Origin of the sequence: Mixta mediterraneensis, assembly GCF_030283135.1 — a bacterium.
In the GTDB taxonomy this organism is placed as follows: Bacteria; Pseudomonadota; Gammaproteobacteria; order Enterobacterales; family Enterobacteriaceae; genus Pantoea; species Pantoea mediterraneensis.
Genome location: NZ_JASUAZ010000003.1, coordinates 156834 through 174250, shown reverse-complemented (window position 1 = coordinate 174250; position 17417 = coordinate 156834). Strand labels below are relative to the sequence as shown.

At 48.9% G+C, this 17417-nt stretch carries 20 protein-coding genes; 10 read left to right on the top strand and 10 right to left on the bottom strand.

The genetic code is table 11. From position 1 onward, the window contains the following. Nucleotides 1-142: 142 nt before the first annotated feature. The 3 genes from QRY16_RS03970 to QRY16_RS03960 form a co-directional block, all read right to left on the bottom strand. A complete protein-coding gene (locus QRY16_RS03970) occupies nucleotides 143-946 on the bottom strand; it encodes a phage replication initiator YdaU family protein (protein WP_193405880.1) in 804 nt (267 codons plus the stop codon). A 285-nt stretch (nucleotides 947-1231) separates the two neighbouring features. Further along, nucleotides 1232-1660, bottom strand: coding sequence for a toxin YdaT family protein (locus tag QRY16_RS03965; protein WP_099716834.1), 429 nt, complete (start codon nucleotides 1658-1660; stop codon nucleotides 1232-1234). A 10-nt stretch (nucleotides 1661-1670) separates the two neighbouring features. Further along, nucleotides 1671-1922, bottom strand: coding sequence for a transcriptional regulator (locus QRY16_RS03960; RefSeq protein WP_419776106.1), 252 nt, complete (start codon nucleotides 1920-1922; stop codon nucleotides 1671-1673). 104 nt (nucleotides 1923-2026) lie between these two features. On the opposite strand from QRY16_RS03960, the gene QRY16_RS03955 reads away from it, so the two are divergent. The 10 genes from QRY16_RS03955 to mutS all read left to right on the top strand — a co-directional run bounded on the left by QRY16_RS03955 (nucleotide 2027) and on the right by mutS (nucleotide 10870). Further along, on the top strand, nucleotides 2027-2467 hold the full coding sequence (locus QRY16_RS03955; protein WP_193405882.1) for a helix-turn-helix domain-containing protein: 441 nt from the start codon (nucleotides 2027-2029) through the stop codon (nucleotides 2465-2467). Nucleotides 2468-2785: 318 nt separating this feature from the next. Next, complete coding sequence (locus QRY16_RS03950; RefSeq protein WP_099707625.1) at nucleotides 2786-3172, top strand: post-segregation killing protein PndC; 387 nt, start codon at nucleotides 2786-2788, stop codon at nucleotides 3170-3172. Between the two features lie 260 nt (nucleotides 3173-3432). Continuing rightward, on the top strand, nucleotides 3433-3606 hold the full coding sequence (locus QRY16_RS03945; protein ID WP_193405884.1) for a DUF1482 family protein: 174 nt from the start codon (nucleotides 3433-3435) through the stop codon (nucleotides 3604-3606). Between the two features lie 71 nt (nucleotides 3607-3677). Further along, a complete protein-coding gene (locus QRY16_RS03940) occupies nucleotides 3678-3830 on the top strand; it encodes a hypothetical protein (protein WP_193405885.1) in 153 nt (50 codons plus the stop codon). A 97-nt stretch (nucleotides 3831-3927) separates the two neighbouring features. Then, a complete protein-coding gene (locus tag QRY16_RS03935; RefSeq protein ID WP_193405886.1) occupies nucleotides 3928-4275 on the top strand; it encodes a hypothetical protein in 348 nt (115 codons plus the stop codon). Between the two features lie 14 nt (nucleotides 4276-4289). After that, on the top strand, nucleotides 4290-6305 hold the full coding sequence (locus tag QRY16_RS03930; protein ID WP_289775718.1) for a phage-associated endonuclease: 2016 nt from the start codon (nucleotides 4290-4292) through the stop codon (nucleotides 6303-6305). Further along, nucleotides 6302-6799 (top strand): siphovirus Gp157 family protein, encoded by a 498-nt coding sequence (locus QRY16_RS03925; RefSeq protein ID WP_289775717.1) that lies wholly within the window; start codon nucleotides 6302-6304, stop codon nucleotides 6797-6799. The genes QRY16_RS03930 and QRY16_RS03925 overlap by 4 nt, the downstream gene beginning before the upstream one ends. A 72-nt stretch (nucleotides 6800-6871) precedes the next feature. Beyond that, on the top strand, nucleotides 6872-7060 hold the full coding sequence (locus QRY16_RS03920; RefSeq protein WP_078003199.1) for an excisionase family protein: 189 nt from the start codon (nucleotides 6872-6874) through the stop codon (nucleotides 7058-7060). Continuing rightward, nucleotides 7033-8304: a site-specific integrase gene (locus tag QRY16_RS03915; protein WP_193405890.1), complete on the top strand. Its 1272-nt coding sequence runs from the start codon at nucleotides 7033-7035 to the stop codon at nucleotides 8302-8304. Before QRY16_RS03920 ends, QRY16_RS03915 begins: the two co-directional genes overlap by 28 nt. 46 nt (nucleotides 8305-8350) lie before the next feature. Next, a complete protein-coding gene (mutS, locus tag QRY16_RS03910; protein WP_289775753.1) occupies nucleotides 8351-10870 on the top strand; it encodes a DNA mismatch repair protein MutS in 2520 nt (839 codons plus the stop codon). A 354-nt stretch (nucleotides 10871-11224) separates the two neighbouring features. On the opposite strand, the gene rpoS is transcribed toward mutS, so the two are convergent. The 7 genes from rpoS to ispD all read right to left on the bottom strand — a co-directional run bounded on the left by rpoS (nucleotide 11225) and on the right by ispD (nucleotide 17414). Next, nucleotides 11225-12217 carry an RNA polymerase sigma factor RpoS gene (rpoS, locus tag QRY16_RS03905; protein WP_289775716.1) on the bottom strand — a complete coding sequence of 331 codons (993 nt, stop codon included), beginning with the start codon at nucleotides 12215-12217 and terminating at the stop codon, nucleotides 11225-11227. Between the two features lie 51 nt (nucleotides 12218-12268). Further along, nucleotides 12269-13369: a murein hydrolase activator NlpD gene (gene nlpD / locus QRY16_RS03900; RefSeq protein WP_193405892.1), complete on the bottom strand. Its 1101-nt coding sequence runs from the start codon at nucleotides 13367-13369 to the stop codon at nucleotides 12269-12271. A 166-nt stretch (nucleotides 13370-13535) separates the two neighbouring features. After that, nucleotides 13536-14162: a protein-L-isoaspartate(D-aspartate) O-methyltransferase gene (locus QRY16_RS03895; protein ID WP_193405893.1), complete on the bottom strand. Its 627-nt coding sequence runs from the start codon at nucleotides 14160-14162 to the stop codon at nucleotides 13536-13538. Beyond that, nucleotides 14156-14917 (bottom strand): 5'/3'-nucleotidase SurE, encoded by a 762-nt coding sequence (surE, locus tag QRY16_RS03890; RefSeq protein WP_289775715.1) that lies wholly within the window; start codon nucleotides 14915-14917, stop codon nucleotides 14156-14158. Before surE ends, QRY16_RS03895 begins: the two co-directional genes overlap by 7 nt. A 264-nt stretch (nucleotides 14918-15181) precedes the next feature. Beyond that, entirely contained in the window at nucleotides 15182-16222 is a 1041-nt protein-coding gene (truD, locus tag QRY16_RS03885) for a tRNA pseudouridine(13) synthase TruD (protein WP_289775714.1), read from the bottom strand. Further along, nucleotides 16219-16701, bottom strand: a complete 483-nt coding sequence (gene ispF, locus QRY16_RS03880) for a 2-C-methyl-D-erythritol 2,4-cyclodiphosphate synthase (RefSeq protein ID WP_289775713.1) — start codon at nucleotides 16699-16701, stop codon at nucleotides 16219-16221. The genes truD and ispF overlap by 4 nt, the downstream gene beginning before the upstream one ends. Further along, entirely contained in the window at nucleotides 16701-17414 is a 714-nt protein-coding gene (gene ispD / locus QRY16_RS03875; protein WP_193405897.1) for a 2-C-methyl-D-erythritol 4-phosphate cytidylyltransferase, read from the bottom strand. Before ispD ends, ispF begins: the two co-directional genes overlap by 1 nt. Between the last annotated feature and the right edge of the window lie 3 nt (nucleotides 17415-17417).

The following is a 17417-nucleotide window of genomic DNA, read 5'->3' as shown; positions in this document are numbered from 1 at the left end:
TCGCGCATTAGTTTTTCACTGTATCTTCGCCCTTCCTCAAGGTGCCAGGCCATAAGATCTTCCGCGCTGGTAAATTTGGGGCTTACGCCTGACGGGATGATATTCTGCAATCTTTTAAAAACTGCCGAAATGTCGCGCATCGTTACCCCCTGAAACCAGGTGGAATGGAAACATCTGGCGATGAAATTTTATTAACATCCCTGCAACCATTCGCTATGCCCCGTCCTCCGGGGGCATACAACCCTTGATATTCGTTGGCGATGCTATGCCGAATGACCACCTCAGGCGAAATGCCTTGTCCCCTGAATTTATCAAGCTCACGAATAGCCCCGTTCGCTCCCTGGGATGTCTTAATCGGCTTACGCAATGCCCTGCGAAACTCGACCCACTCAGCCCATAGCTCAGGGAATAGCCAGTCCGGTAAATCAATTTCCAGCGGATTAAATTTCTTCGTAGCTACTTTCCCCTTGGGGGGATTTAAGGGGGGATCTTTTATATTTATATCTATCTCTTCCTCTTCCTCTGGTAACGCTTTTTGATCTCCCCCAGTAACGCTATGAGCGTTACTGTTTGCGTTTTCATTGCGTTTCATTTCGCGCATTTTTGTAACACGGTCATTTGTAAGAGCACGTTTTTTCGAGGAATTACCATTATGCCGTTCAAATTTAGGGAAAATTAACGTATCACCCTCAACCGCCAACCATCCAACTCGAATTAGCGCATCAGCAAACCCACGCACGAATGTGATCCGGTCAACGGCATTTTTGGTAACGCTTGCTGCGTTACACTTTGCGTTACCATCAATTGTTTGTTGATCAGCCCATGCCCAAAGGCGCACCAGTTTGCCCAATGCAGCATCTGGATCTATGTCCAACAATTCGGCAAGTTGGTACACCTCGGGTTTATCCGGGGTTATCACCTCAATTTTTATCCAACTGGACGCCATAGAAGCCTCAGTGTTTTAATTCTGTAACGCTAACAGCGTTACTATTTGCGCGAATTGACGTTGCAGCCTTGCTTCCCTTTAACCCGCTTCAACGGTCTGGCATATGTTTTAGCGATAGCAATACAGCATGCTATTGTTGCGTTGGGTCTGCTCATATAATGATCTGCCCCGCGAAATGCTGCTGAACGAGCAATATCGACAGAGAATCCATCACGAACCAGGTGATCGCGGATCTGCGTCTCGACCTGTTCTCTCGTAAAATTAGCCATTGGTCATACCTCGTTGTCACCAGCAGTAAATGCCGCCAGATGGTCTCTTTCTCAGCACATGCAATGCCTCAATTGCATCGCTGATTTCCTTATCAACATCCGGTAGTTCCAGCAATGCCGCGCTAATCGCCTCAGCGCACTCTTTTTGCGCCTGTGCTACCTGATATTGGATCGTCCCGTTCCTGCGGTGCTCCAGTGCTTTAAGGATCGCGGGCTTCAACTCATCAATCTTCGCTCTCGCCTTCCGGCTATCGCCGTCAAGCCAACGGAAGATGTTCTGCATGTTGTTGTGTGTTGCACCAGGGGCTTCTACCGGATACAGAGGTAAATCCCCGCCGCCGAGATCGAAATAACGCTGGGTTATCTCAGCCGCTACCGTTTCCCGTTTTGTTGCACTGGCCCAACGGCGTAGCTCAATGCAAATGGCTTCATGATTGATTTCCATAAGTCAGTTTTTATGCTCCTGCTGGTGTACTCTGATGATCTGGTGGTAGGCCATCAGTTGGATTTGGGTAAAGATCGGGGCGCAACTCGTGTGGAGTTACTCCAGAAATTTCGTAGACCTTTAAAACACGGCCTGAAGGTACGTTGCCCTTGTACTTATTTTTCCATCGGCAAACAGATTGCTCGGATATTTCCAATTGCGCCGCAAAAACCCGCAAAGATCCTGCGGAGTCAATAGCACGCTGTAATGCAGTTTTCATCATGGTTAAACCTCAGTGTTAATCGCGAATAAATTAAACCATGAGTTTAATAAAATAACAACCAAAAGATCATTTCTTAGTCACAACCTTTGGTTTATACTTTTGTTATGAAAAAAGAAAAATCTTCTTCTATGCCCCCTGTGGCAGAGCGGCTCTACACATTGATGAAACGATCTGGGGTTAACAAATCCGGGTTGGCAAGAATTTGTGAGGTAACACCACAAGCGGCGGGTAAGTGGTTCACTACAGGTAATATCAGCAAAGAATCAGCCTTAAAAATTGCGGAAGCTTTTGGTGTGTCGTTAACTTGGTTACTTGGCGATGAACTATCCGAGAACTCGGAACCAATTGAGGATGATTTCAATCCCACAGAACTTAGTGACAGACAGAAAACTCTTTTGAAGCTTTTCGAGCGGCTACCAGAAAGTGCAAAGACCAATCACATTGCAGCTCTGCAAGAAATGGTTGAAAATTATGATAGTCTATTCAAGGAGTTATTAAAATCACGCAATATCGATGAGATAATGAAAACCAAAAAAGATAACTAATCTCCCATATCTCCCCTACTAAGCCGACTTGAGTCGGTTTTTTTTTGTCCAAAGTTCAAGTAATTACAACCATAGGTTTAAATTTTATGAGATTTGAGGTTGAAATGATTTTAAGCTGGTGGTTTAATCAAACCCATCAACGGCAAGCAGCCAACGCGATAAGGCAAGGAAAGCCCACGAAGTAGCTACCGGCGAGCGTATGAAACACCGGGTGAGTCGCGAGAAACACGGCACAGCAGGCTGATATGGGTAAAAGTTCTGACACCCCGGAAAGACGGGCGAGGTATGACCAATCACGTTATAAGCGAGGAATGACCAATGGCGACCAGATCAAATATCAATGTAAAAGTCGGTGACATTTATCACTGCGTCTACTGTCACTGGGATGGCTATCCTGAACATCACGGCCCGATTCTGACAGCGCATTACAATTCTCAGGAATTAGCGGAAAAGCTGGTTTCACATGGTGATATATCAATATTAGATAATAGCTGTGATAAACCAGAAGGACATTCGTTCGATAATCGAGTTGATGGCTATACCGTTTATTATGGCCGAGATCGTGGCGAAGAAAATGTATCTTTCAAAGAAAAAGCCAGCCCGCTAAATCAAGAAGAGTTTTCATATATATGGGATGGAGAAAAATGGTTGGTTATGAAAGGAAATGAAAGAACCAAATATCCAAAAGATGCAATAGAACTGTAATTTGAAAATATTTAGCTGGTTGTGGTGACGGAGAACCGACCTCTTATAGCCATGTGCATAAAGTCCATGATTACCGCCCACAGTCAGCTAAATTCCAAATAAAGAAAGGAATGAAAAATGGATTACGCTAATACCCCAATTGACGCTCTGGTTTTTCTGTTTAATCGACGAGGCTATGAATACTACTGCGATGGTGACGAACAGAAATACCACGCAGTAGTAGACGAAAAAAGTTAAGCCGCCAAACACCAGGGGAATATATGCAACAACTATTATCCGCATTAGTTGTAACCGTATGTCCTGCGCATGAAACATGCAAAGACGTTGTTTATGAAATTTTTGAATCTAAGCGAGAGTGTAAAACCATTATTTATGAAAGGCGTGTTTTTAACGGCAATTGTTATGAAGTAGAAAGCATCATCAATCAGAAATAAATCTCTCTTACATTTTCATGGGCGTTAGTGTGTGAGGATTTATAAACACGAATACATACAGGAATAAAGATATGTTTGAACTTGATGAATTTCAATCAACCGTATTACGTCAATTTATCGATTCAAAATGGAGTGACTTTGTTAAACATTGTGATGAGGTAGGCAACGATGGGCTATCACTCGCTAACGAAATTAGCGTAGCGATTGGCGGCGAGGAAGATTAGCCGTAAAAAGGCCCGCACAAGGCGGGCCAGTCTACCGGCTTAACGTCCCGGTGACGGCGGAGTCAGCGACCAAACCGACTCCAGCGAGGTATGACCAATGGCTTCCACCATTGGACTCAGAGAGTATAACACTACGAGTGTAATCATGCAAACAGCCCTTCCATCATCAATCAACAAGGTATTATTCATTGCAGCACAGAAATATTCCTGGGAAGAGAGTTTCAGCATCAGGGTTTTAGATTATGAACCAATAAGCAATGACAATGTAGCAACCATTTTATTAACAACTCATGATTTATCAATTGACATACCATCTGTCGATTTAACACAAGGGCAAATTAATCACCTGGAGGAATCGAAAAGAAAAATACTTTCCGATGCACATGCAAAAGTACAGATGATTGAGGGAAAAATTCAATCCTTACGTTGCATTGAACATAAATAAGCGAGGAATGACCAATGGCATTATATATTTGTGGTTTTATACCAAAGAAATCAGCATTAGCCAACGGAACAGTGGCACTTGCTATTGCAGTTGAGGCTAAAAATGAAAAGCTGGCCGAAATGAAAGCCTCTGTCGCATTAGAAGAAAGTTTTCCAGACTCAGGGAATAACTACTTCAAACCTAAAATCAGTCTTCATCGTGAAGGCGTAGAGCATCCATCTGTTAATGAATTCGATGAAGAGTGGATGTCAAATCACACATGGAATGAAGAAAATAAATGTTTTGATTTAATAGTAGCAGAAGATCCAAAAAACAAAGAACCTGCCGTTATTTTCGATCTCCCTGCTGATGTGCGAATTGCCTATATCGTCATGTATAGTGCAGTGCCGGAAACTGTAAATCAGGAGTATCTGTCAAACGCCTACGACATGCTGAATGACGAAGAAGCACCGGAAGATATTCGCGCGGTGATAGATGGCCTTTGCCGCGTTACCGCCGTTAAAAATATGTTCCCTGCATCCGTTGATAATTTGCTTACCGCCCTCCGCGCCCGAACGCCACCGGATGACAACCCCGATGATGTACAGGCGTTTGCTGAAAAATGGGTAGCAACAAGACCCGGAGTACGAGAAACAACTGAGCGTCGTACCTACGACTTGCTTGATCTGGTAATAGCATTGGCACTTAACGGCGTTAAACGCGCCGATGCCAAAGCTTCTGACGTGAAGAATGCCCGTGCGCTTATCAATGGCCGAGATCAGACTTGGCGAATGTGGAGCGCGTCTCTGCGGATTATCGTAGATATTCTGGATGTCGATGATGAAACAATTTTCGAACTGGTATCCGCTGGTATGAAGTTCGATACGTTCGCTACCGATGCTGCTTTACGTAAGGAATACATTCGCAAATGCCTTACAGAACGCTGTGGTATGGTTTTTGAAGATACCATCCAACCCGTCCGTGACGATGAGCAACAAGAAGTTGAGCGTACGCAGCAAACCACCTCAAATGAAGGAGAAAAAACGGAAGTACGTAATTTGGGAAGTGGGAAATTCAGCATTGACGGTCTGATTGGTTCGAGCACTGAACCAGCAAACGATACCAGCGCTCCAAATGAAACAGAAAAACCAGTAACCCCTGTGGTGGTTACTGCGCCTTGTGACATTGCTGCCGACAATTTCCAACAACGTGCGACACAGGTTGAAAAAGAAATTGCGGATCAACCGCAGGACATACAGGACAACCTCAGTCTTTGGCGCAAACTTCACAGAACCGACGAACGATTCACCAAAGCGTTCGCAACGAACGGTGGCGGCACATCGATCAACGGTACCTATATGGTAATGCAGGCTACCAAGGTACTCGGCCCCCAGGGTATCAACTGGAAAATTGAGATTTTGGAAGAGCGTTTTGATAATGGCGCACCCATTATGCGCTCAGTTAAAGGTGCTGATGGAAACTTCGTAAAAGAAGTGATCCCTAATGGGACTGGTGGCTACCTGACCGAAGTAAACCATACAACAAAAGTACGCCTGTGGTACGTGCTGGATGGTAAACAAGGCGAAATTTTTGCGTATGGCTGCACTCCCTATATTTACAACACAAAAAACGGCCTTATCAGCGATGGCGAAGCGCCAAAAAAATCACTCACAGACGCAACCAAAAAGGCACTTTCTCAGCTTGGCTCCTCTGCTGATGTGTTCCTCGGCCTGTTTGACGATCAACAGTATCGCCAGGAAAACGCAGCTCAATTCGCCATTGAGAATGCCGGGGAAAAAGCCGGGGATACCGTACGTCTTCGTAAAGAACTGGACGAGAAAATCACCAAAGTCGCTAATACCATCGAAAGTGCGGTCACACCAAACGAAGCCAAGAAAGTGTATGAAACGATGGCGAGAGAAGTTGATGTCCATCGTAAGAATGCCGAGAGCACTGGCGACAGCCAGCATTCCGATTACCTGAAAAAACGTCTTCTCAGTCTTCACAAACTGACCGAAAAACGCATTGCAGAACTGGAGCCGCAATCATGAGCACAGCAATTTCACTGGCAGCAGACATCCGTAAATTATTCGAACTGTCCCAGGAATCTGACGAACTGACGCCTGAAATGCTGGCTGATACGTTTGAGGGTCTTGAGGGTGCGCTGGCCGATAAACTTGATGGCATGATGGGATTAATGCGTGAGTACGAAGGCCAGGCGGCAACGTGCAAGGCAGAGCGTGAGCGAATCGCTCAACGCGAGAAACACTTCAGTACCTATGCAGCCAGCCTTAAAAAATACGCTCTGCAATGTCTGATCGCCTCTGATAAGAAATCGTTAAAAACTGATTTCAATACCTTCTCCGTTAAACCGGGTTCAGTCAGTGTGATTATCGACAACCAAAACGCTATCCCCGATGAGTATGTCGATGTGGCAACTATTGTCGCCCCGGATAAAGCCAAAATTAAAAAAGCAATCAAGGAGGGTATTGAAATTCCAGGTGCTCATCTTGAAACAGGATCACCTTCACTCGCAGTTCGCTAACTGATTTTTAAAAATCAAAACCACACCGGCCAGCGCGTTAATCTGTTGGCCGGTCGTATCGAGGTATGACCAATGATTAATAAATGGGTGCGTATTGAAAGAGCAGCCGAACTCACGGGATACAGCCGATCAGCGATATACGAAAAAATCAATAAAGGGGTATGGGCAGAAGGAAGGATCTGGCGACGTGCTCCAGATAACAGGAAGGTAATTAATCTTGAGGAGTTTGACCGATGGGCGGAAAGCAAACCGATTCAGTAATGCCACGGGGTGTAGCCATCCACGGAAAATCACTGCGGATCACATTTCACTATAAAGGACAGAGGTGCAGGGAGTCTCTTGGCCTCTCTCCGACAAAATCAAATATAAAATATGCTGCTGGTAAATTAGCCGCCATCAACCACGAAATAAAAAGCGGGGTGTTCTCATACCCCGCACACTTCCCTGAATCTGAAAGAGCCATACAATTTGATGGACGCTGCAAACGGTCAGGCATTCGTCTAAATGCACTATGCGACGAATACAAGGTGTTGAAATATACTGACATCGGCCACGCTGCACAGCGTAGGTATGATATTGCATTTGACCAATGCCTGCGCATACTTGGCCCTTCACGCTTGATCGATGCAATATATCCTGAGGACGTAATGCGGCTGCGTTCTGAGTTACTTAACACCCGTGCAGCAAGTACCACAAACCACTACATGGCAGCAATGCGGGGTTTCTTACGCTTCGCTGAACAAAATGGATACACCAGAAATAATTTAGCTGATGAGTTGCGTCCAGCCAAAAAATCAACCTCAGACCCTGATCCTTTTACTCTCGAAGAATTCAAGAGAACCCAGGCTGCATGTACACATGAATCACACCGAAACATGATAACTCTGATGGTCTATACAGGTATGCGCCCCGGTGAGGTTAGTGCCCTAGCCTGGGAAGATATCGATCTGACTAAAAAAACGCTAACTGTTTCAAGAGCATACTCCGATGGCCGGATGAAAAAGCCCAAAACTGATGAGATCCGAACTATCCAACTTTCTCCCCCGGCCGTAGCCGCACTGTCAGATCAGAGAAAATTTACTGCGATGCTCCCCGCATTGCAGATAAAAATGGAAGAACTGCATAAAAAACCAGAGGATATTAATATTCACCCTGTATTCTTACCGGCGACAACATGCAGAAATAATCAGTTTAATATTTTGTATCGAACAACTAGCATACGGGTGTTGTGGCAAAACATAGTACGGCGCTCAGGGATCCGCTACAGGACAGTCTACCAACTCCGACACACATTTGCGTGTTGGAACCTGACGGCCCACGGTAACATTGCATTCATCGCTAAACAGATGGGTCACGCTGACTACTCGATGTTGATCCGTGTATATGGCCGCTGGATGGAAAATGAAAGTGGCGCGGAAAATTTACGGATTTGGGAATCGCTGGAAGCGATGGGGCATGATGAAAAAGCCCCAATAGCGCCCCAAGAAATAAAGAGGAGAGCTTAATACGTTGAAAAATAAAGAAGAAAATGGCATTGAAGCCCACACGCCAATGATGCAGCAATATCTACGCCTCAAGGCTGAACATCCCGATATTTTGTTGTTTTATCGCATGGGCGATTTCTATGAACTGTTCTATGACGATGCGAAACGGGCTTCGCAATTACTGGAAATCTCATTAACCAAACGTGGCGCGTCAGCAGGTGAGCCCATTCCTATGGCTGGCGTGCCTTATCATGCAGTTGAAAGCTATTTAGCCAAACTGGTGCAGTTAGGCGAATCTGTCGCTATTTGCGAACAGACTGGCGATCCCGCGCTAAGTAAAGGTCCGGTTGAACGCAAAGTGGTGCGTATTGTGACGCCTGGCACCATTAGTGATGAAGCTTTGCTGCAAGAACGTCACGATAATTTACTGGCGGCGATTGTGCAAACTGCACGCGGTTATGGTTACGCCACGCTGGATATTAGCTCTGGACGCTTCCGTTTAAGCGAACCCGCCGATCTGGAAACCATGGCGGCTGAGCTACAGCGCACCAATCCCGCAGAGTTGCTTTACCCAGAAGATTTTCAGGCAATGTCGCTGATTGAACAACGCCGTGGTTTACGTCGTCGTCCTCTGTGGGAATTTGAAATTGATACTGCCCGCCAGCAGCTAAATTTGCAATTCGGCACCCGCGATCTCACTGGCTTTGGTGTTGAACAGGCTCATCTGGGCTTACGCGCTGCAGGCTGTTTATTGCAGTACGTGAAAGATACCCAACGCACTACCCTGCCCCATATTCGTTCGCTCAGCATGGAACGCCAACAAGACAGTATCATCATGGATGCGGCGACACGCCGTAACCTCGAGATTACGCAAAATTTAGCAGGCGGCACAGAAAACACCTTAGCGGCCGTATTAGATAAAACCGTCACGCCGATGGGTAGCCGCATGCTTAAGCGCTGGCTACATATGCCACTGCGCGATACGCGCATTATTAACCAGCGGCAGGAATCCATCACCGAATTGCAGACTCTTTCTGAATCACTGCAACCCGTATTGCGGCAGGTGGGTGATTTAGAACGAATTCTGGCCCGCCTGGCTTTACGCACCGCACGCCCGCGTGATCTGGCGCGTATGCGTCATGCATTTCAGCAATTGCCTGAAATTAACGTTCTTTTGGCTGACGTCCAGGCTGTACAACTTAATCAATTGCGCAAACAGATGGGTGAATTCGCTGAGTTGCGTGCGCTGCTTGAGCAAGCCGTGATTGAATCACCGCCAGTACTGATTCGTGATGGCGGCGTTATTGCGCCGGGTTATAACGCTGAACTGGACGAATGGCGCGCGTTGGCCGACGGTGCGACGGATTACCTTGATAAGCTAGAGATCCGTGAGCGTGAAAAATTGGGTCTGGATACGCTTAAAGTCGGTTTTAATGCCGTGCATGGCTACTATATCCAGGTCAGCCGTGGACAGAGCCACCAGGTGCCAATGCACTATGTGCGTCGCCAAACGTTAAAAAATGCTGAGCGCTATATTATTCCTGAATTGAAAGAGTATGAAGATAAGGTACTCACTTCAAAAGGCAAAGCGCTGGCGCTGGAAAAGAGTTTGTATGAGGCTTTGTTCGATCAGTTATTACCGCATCTGGAAGCGCTACAGCTCAGCGCATCGGCGTTAGCCGAACTGGACGTACTAAGTAATTTAGCTGAACGCGCATGGACACTAAACTATTGTCGCCCAACGTTACAGGATAAGCCGGGGATCAAAATCACCGGTGGGCGCCATCCTGTGGTTGAGCAGGTATTAAAAGAGCCTTTTATCGCTAACCCGCTATCCCTGGCGCCTCAGCGCCGCATGCTGATTATTACCGGACCCAATATGGGCGGTAAAAGTACTTATATGCGTCAGGCGGCACTTATTGCGCTTATGGCCTGGATTGGCAGTTTTGTACCGGCAGAAGAAACATTAATTGGCCCATTAGATCGTATTTTTACGCGCGTGGGTGCCGCAGACGATCTGGCATCAGGTCGATCGACGTTTATGGTTGAAATGACCGAAACGGCAAATATTCTACACAACGCCACTGAAAACAGTTTAGTGCTAATGGATGAGATTGGGCGCGGCACCTCAACGTATGATGGGCTGTCGCTTGCCTGGGCCTGCGCGGAAAATTTGGCAAATCGCATCAAAGCCATGACGCTGTTTGCGACTCATTATTTTGAGCTGACCACGCTGCCAGAAAAAATGGAGGGTGTGGTAAATGTGCATCTGGATGCCGTAGAGCATGGCGATACCATCGCCTTTATGCACAGTGTGCAGGAAGGGGCTGCCAGCAAAAGTTATGGGCTTGCCGTCGCCGCGCTGGCGGGTGTGCCAAAAGAAGTGATTAAGCGTGCGCGCAATAAGCTGAAAGAGCTGGAAACGGTGTCAACTCATGCTACTTCATCAAAGGTGGATGGTTCACAACTGCCCTTATTAGTGGAAGAAACATCACCGGCAGTGGAAGCACTGGAAGCGCTTGATCCTGATACGCTGACACCACGTCAGGCACTCGACTGGATCTATCGCCTGAAGTCGCTGGTATAAATTTTTCCGCGCATAGGCATGCTTATGTGCGGGATTATTTGCGTTAGCTTTTCCCTGGGCCGTTTTGCTCTATCCAGACGCATTCGGCGTATGGCTGATCACCGTGAGAGAAGGCTGTAGCCTCACTATCAATCAGCGTTTATCTATATTGAAGGGGTTCGCTGCACAACTGCTGACAGGTAAAAAAGAAATGGCTATTTTTTCAGCAAAAACGGTCGGTGTGGTGGGACAGGTAACGCCATCTGCTTAACAGGTTCGCCGTATCGGCATCGCTTAATCTACTGTTTCAGTCTGAATCGACCAAATAAAAAAACGGTGGTTTTCACCACCGCTTTTCGCATCACAACAGATTAATTATTCGCGGAACAGTGCTTCAATGTTGAGGCCCTGCGTTTGCAGGATTTCACGCAGACGACGTAAACCTTCAACCTGAATCTGACGCACACGCTCGCGGGTTAAACCGATTTCACGGCCAACATCTTCAAGCGTTGCCGCTTCATAGCCCAGCAGGCCAAAACGACGAGCTAATACTTCACGCTGCTTGGCGTTCAGTTCGAACAACCATTTAACGATACTTTGCTTCATATCGTCATCCTGAGTAGTATCTTCCGGGCCGTTGTCTTTTTCATCGGCCAGAATATCCAGCAGCGCTTTTTCAGAATCGCCGCCTAAAGGCGTATCAACTGATGTAATGCGTTCGTTGAGACGTAACATACGGCTTACGTCATCAACCGGTTTATCCAGTTGCTCCGCGATTTCTTCCGCACTTGGCTCATGATCAAGCTTGTGTGAAAGTTCACGCGCGGTGCGCAGGTAAACGTTCAGTTCTTTAACAATGTGAATCGGCAGACGAATAGTACGGGTTTGGTTCATGATTGCCCGTTCAATGGTCTGACGAATCCACCAGGTGGCGTAAGTTGAGAAACGGAACCCACGTTCTGGGTCAAACTTCTCTACAGCGCGAATCAAGCCAAGATTACCTTCTTCAATCAGGTCCAGCAAAGCCAGGCCACGATTGCTATAACGACGGGCAATCTTCACCACCAGGCGTAAGTTACTTTCAACCATGCGGCGACGAGAAGGAATGTCACCTCGTAATGCACGGCGTGCGAAGAAAACTTCTTCTTCCGCCGTTAATAAAGGAGAATAGCCAATCTCCCCAAGATAGAGCTGCGTCGCATCCAAAACGCGTTGCGTCGCACCTTGTGACAACAACTCTTCTTCCGCTACGTCGTTATCACCAGGTTCGTTTTCAACGAGAACCTTCTCATCAAAAATCTCAGCTCCGTTCTCCTCGAATTCCGCATTCTCATGTAACTCGTTTACTTTCAGCGTATTCTGGCTCATAAGCGGCTCCTACCCGTGATTCCAAGGCAGAACACCATCGGTTCTGCCGGATTATCGCTGCGGTAAATAACGCAACGGGTTTACGGATTTCCCCTTGTAACGAATTTCAAAATGTAATCTTACTGAACTGGTACCGGTGCTACCCATGGTAGCGATTTTTTGCCCCGCCTTAACTTCCTGTTGTTCCCGGACCAGCATTGTATCGTTGTGGGCGTAGGCACTCAGGTAATCATCATTATGTTTGATGATGATTAAATTACCGTAACCCCGGAGTGCGTTACCCGCGTAAACCACCCTTCCCGATGCGGTGGCTACGATAGATTGTCCGCGCGATCCGGCGATATCGATACCTTTATTGCCACCTTCTGCGGCAGAGAAGTTATCGATGATCTTCCCATCGGTCGGCCAACGCCAGCTTCCCACCGGCGTTGAACTATTGGTCGTACTGCTGACCGTGGGTGGTGCGGTAACGGCAGGAGCTGTTGTCGTTGCAACATTTGCTCCCTTCGATGGCAGAAGTTTGCTGCCGCTCGAATGACCCGAATCATCAGAATACGTAATAACAGGTTGCTGTGCAACAGGGGTAGATTTAATTTGTGGTGAGGTTGGGACGCCGCCCTGTGTTGCATCGGCAACGGTAATCGCATTACCACCAGTGATTGGTTGTCCTGATCCGTTACCTACCTGCAAAGTCTGCCCGACATTCAAGCTATACGGCGCTGCGACGTTGTTACGCTGCGCTAAATCGCGGAAATCGTTACCGGTGATCCAGGCAATATAAAAAAGTGTATCGCCGCGCTTAACGGTATAAGTCTCACCGGAATAACTACCTTTCGGAATATTCTGATAACTTCGATTGTACACAATACGCCCATTTTGCGTTTGTACATCGTTATCTGCGCTAATCATTCCACCATTGCTTTGGGACGAAGATACATTACTGCTTACCATTCCGCCCTGAGACGGCATAGAGGGAACGCCACTGGAAGTTGCGTTTGCGTTACCCGAAGCCGCGCTCAAGCCACCGCCATCACCGATACGACTGATAGGCGCCTGAGAGTCCTCGCCTGAGCTACAGCCCGCCAGCCAAAAACTTACCAATGAAAGTGCCGCCAAACGGCGTAATTGAAAAATAGTGCTTCCCGTGCTCATTGATCCCCCGTGATGGCAACCCTGATGTACCTGTCTCACTGTACTCGCCAGCACAATACTCTGTACGGCGCGTTAAAATCTGCTTTTTCATTGATGAAAAAGGATAGTAACAATATCAAGTACGTGGTGCTATGAAACAGTTGTGAAGAAATACGAAGCCGACGTGTTAAGCCAAATCGCCCTGCACTAAAGGTACGAATCGGACCGGTTCAATAATCTCTTCTACAAACTCTTCTCCTTTACGACGCAGGCGTTTCAGTACCTGCTGATCTTCGCCGACCGGAAGTACCATAATGCCGTCATCTGCCAGTTGCGCCATCAGCGCAATCGGAATTTCTGGGGGAGCAGCGGTTACGATGATGGCATCAAAAGGACCGCGGGCGGGCCAACCCTGCCAGCCATCACCGTGGCGCGTTGAAACATTATGCAGATCGAGTTGCTTCAGGCGACGCTTGGCCTGCCATTGCAACCCTTTGATGCGCTCGACCGAATAAACATGATCGACAAGATGAGCAAGGATCGCAGTTTGATAACCGGAACCCGTGCCAATTTCCAGCACGCGCGAATGCGGCTGTAGCTCAAGTAGCGCCGTCATGCGCGCCACCATATAGGGTTGGGAAATGGTCTGGCCTGAGCCAATCGGCAAGGCCACGTTATCCCAGGCTTTATGTTCAAACGCCTCGTCAATGAAACGCTCACGCGGCACATCAGCGATGGCCTTTAACAGGATTTCATCGTCAATGCCCTGCTGACGCAGTTGTGCCAGCAACGTTTCGATGCGCCGGTTCACCATGCCAGATTTACCTCAGCGTTAACCAGCCAGTCGGAAAGAACGTTCTGCGCGCCGTGCGCGGTAAGATCGACATGCAACGCGGTAACAGAAACGTAGCCCTGATCGACAGCGGCAAAATCGGTATCCGGACCGGCATCCAGCTTCTGCCCTGGCGGCCCGATCCAGTACAACGTATTACCGCGTGGATCTTGTTGAGGGATAACCTGATCTGCCGGATGACGACTGCCACAGCGCGTTACGCGAATGCCTTTTATCTGATCAAAAGGCAAATCAGGGACATTAATATTGAGGATCCGGCCAGTACGCAGCGGCTCTCGCGTTAATGCTTTCAGAAAGACGCAGGTGACCGCCGCAGCAGTTTTATAGTGCAGATGCCCATCCAGCGAAACTGCCAGCGCTGGCAAACCCAGATGTCGCCCTTCCATTGCCGCCGCGACGGTGCCGGAATAGATCACGTCATCGCCAAGATTAGGACCCGCATTGATGCCCGAAACTACAATTTCAGGCCGTGGCTGCATCAGTGCATTCACGCCAAGAAACACACAGTCAGTCGGCGTGCCCATTTGCACGACAATGTCGCCATTATCATGGGTAAAAGTGCGCAACGGCGTTTCCAGCGTGAGAGAGTTCGAGGCCCCACTGCGATTACGATCGGGGGCGACTACCTGAACGTCGGCAAATTCCCGTAACGCCCTGGCAAGTATTTGAATGCCTGGCGCATGAATTCCGTCATCGTTGCTGAGGAGTATCCGCATTTTACCCTGACCTTTTTCAATTCAATCAAGCCTCCGCAGGCAGACAAGCTAAAAAGATCTGTCAAGCCCATACGGGGGTCTTTGCATTCTAGCGGCGGGTGATGCGAAGTGGTAGGCGTAAATATTCCCATTAGAGACGTTTGCCGTAACATTAAACGATGAATGTGCAATGTTACGACAAACTTAAAGCTGCCGGGCTTAAAGCTGTTTGAGATAAAACCGGGGCAGGCTGACCTCCGGGAAAGGTTCCCTCACCTGACCGGCCTATTCGTCTACGCTGGCGTTACCGTCTGCATTGTTAACCAGTTCACGCACCACACTGGTGGCAAAACTTCCTGCTGGTAGCCAGAACTGCATTTCCAGCGTCGCGTCATCCCGCCAGGTCCAACGCAGATCGCGCGGCACGGCCAGCATGGCACGGCGTGCAGCATCCACACGCTCACGGTCGAGCAAGGCGAGTAGCTCTGCTGAATCGGCCAGCGTATGTTGTTCAAATGCCAGCGCCTCCGCCTGCGGACCGGCTTCGCCGCGTCCCGGCAAAGGTGCAGTAATACGCAGCTCATGCTGATCAACGCGCTTTTGCGACGCTTCCCGTTCCTCAGCCTGAACCACAAACCAACTACCGCGCCCGGCCAATTGCAACGCATCGCCATTTAATACCTGCGTTAATCCGCCGTGCTGCTGCAATCGCGCGCTGGTGACCTGATTAAACAGCGCACTGCGCGCCGCAGACAGGATCAGGCTGCGCTTATGCCGATCGCGCAGGCGAATGTCATCGCGCGCCCATTGTTGCGCCATCTTCAGGTTATTGCCGTTGTGACCAAAACGCTGCTCGCCAAAATAGTTTGGCACGCCAGCATCGCGAATGGCGGCTAAGCGCTGCTCAACCGCATCGCGCTGACTGATTTGTCGAATAACCAGGCGAAACGCATTGCCCGCCAGCGCACCGATACGCAGCTTACGCTTGTGGCGCATCGCTGCAAGAATTTCCACCCCTTCCAGCGCGAAGCCGCATAGATCGGGCATTGCGTTCCCTGGCAGACGGAAACACAGAGTTTGCTCGGTGACGGCGAGCCGATCTTTCATCCCCGCATAGCTCAGATCGCGAACATGGACCCCGAGATATTTCGCCAGCGCCTCGGCAACAAAGCGGGTATTCGCCCCCGTTTTGCGGATGCGTACCAGCAAATGTTCGCCTTCGCCGTCTGCGTCATAGCCAAGATCTTCTACCACCACGAAATCTTCCGGGTTGGCCTTGATCACGCCTGTTGCAGTCGGCGCGCCATGCAGATGATGCAATATCATGCGGATTCCACTTTCAGCAGCAGCGCCACCGCTTCGCAGGCGATACCCTCACCGCGTCCGGTAAAGCCAAGTTTTTCCGTCGTGGTCGCTTTGACGTTCACCTCATCCATATGGCAACCGAGATCTTCAGCGATATTCACGCGCATTTGCGGAACGTGCGGCAGCATTTTCGGTGCCTGAGCGATAATCGTCACATCAACGTTACCGATACGGTAACCTTTTGCGGCAATACGCCGCCAGGCTTCACGCAGCAAACCGCGGCTGTCTGCCCCTTTAAATGCCGGATCGGTATCAGGGAACAGTTTGCCGATGTCACCCATCGCCACCGCCCCCAACAGCGCGTCGGTTAGCGCATGCAGCGCTACGTCGCCATCGGAATGGGCAATAAAACCCTGCTCAAATGGGATTCGCACGCCACCAATCACCAGAGGACCAACGCCCCCGAAGGCGTGAACGTCAAAACCGTGACCGATACGCATTATGCGCTCTCCTTTAATTGAATCTGACTAAGGTAAAAAGCCGCCAGGGCCAAATCTTCTGGCCGGGTTACTTTGATATTATCACTGCGCCCGCTGACCAGGAGCGGATGATAGCCACAATGTTCCAGCGCCGAGGCTTCATCAGTAATGTTGATACCTTCATTTAACGCCCGCGTCAGGCAGGCGGTCAGCAGCGCGTGAGGAAAATATTGTGGCGTTAAGGCATGCCAGAGATCGTCACGTTCAACCGTGTGTGCAATTGCCGCTTTACCCGGTTCGCCACGTTTCATGGTATCGCGCACCGGCGCAGCCAGAATGCCACCAACGTGACTTTGTTCACGAACCTGCAACAAGCGCGATAAATCTTCCAGATGCAGACAGGGGCGTGCCGCGTCATGCACCAGCACCCAGCTTGCGCTTCGCGCCGCGTCTAATCCTGCCAGCACCGACTCAGCCCGTGTCTCACCACCGATCACGCGTAATACACGCCGATCGCTTGCCAGCGGCAAGGTGGAAAAATGTTGATCATCGGGGCTGAGCGCAATGATGACCTGCTTGATAGCAGGATGGGAAAACAGGCGTGCGACGCTGTGTTCCAGAAGGGTGTGCTGACCAATTTTCAGGTACTGTTTAGGACAGCTCGCCTGCATGCGGCTGCCGATACCGGCCGCCGGCACCACGGCAATCACATCCAGAGAGGACAGATTGTTCATGTT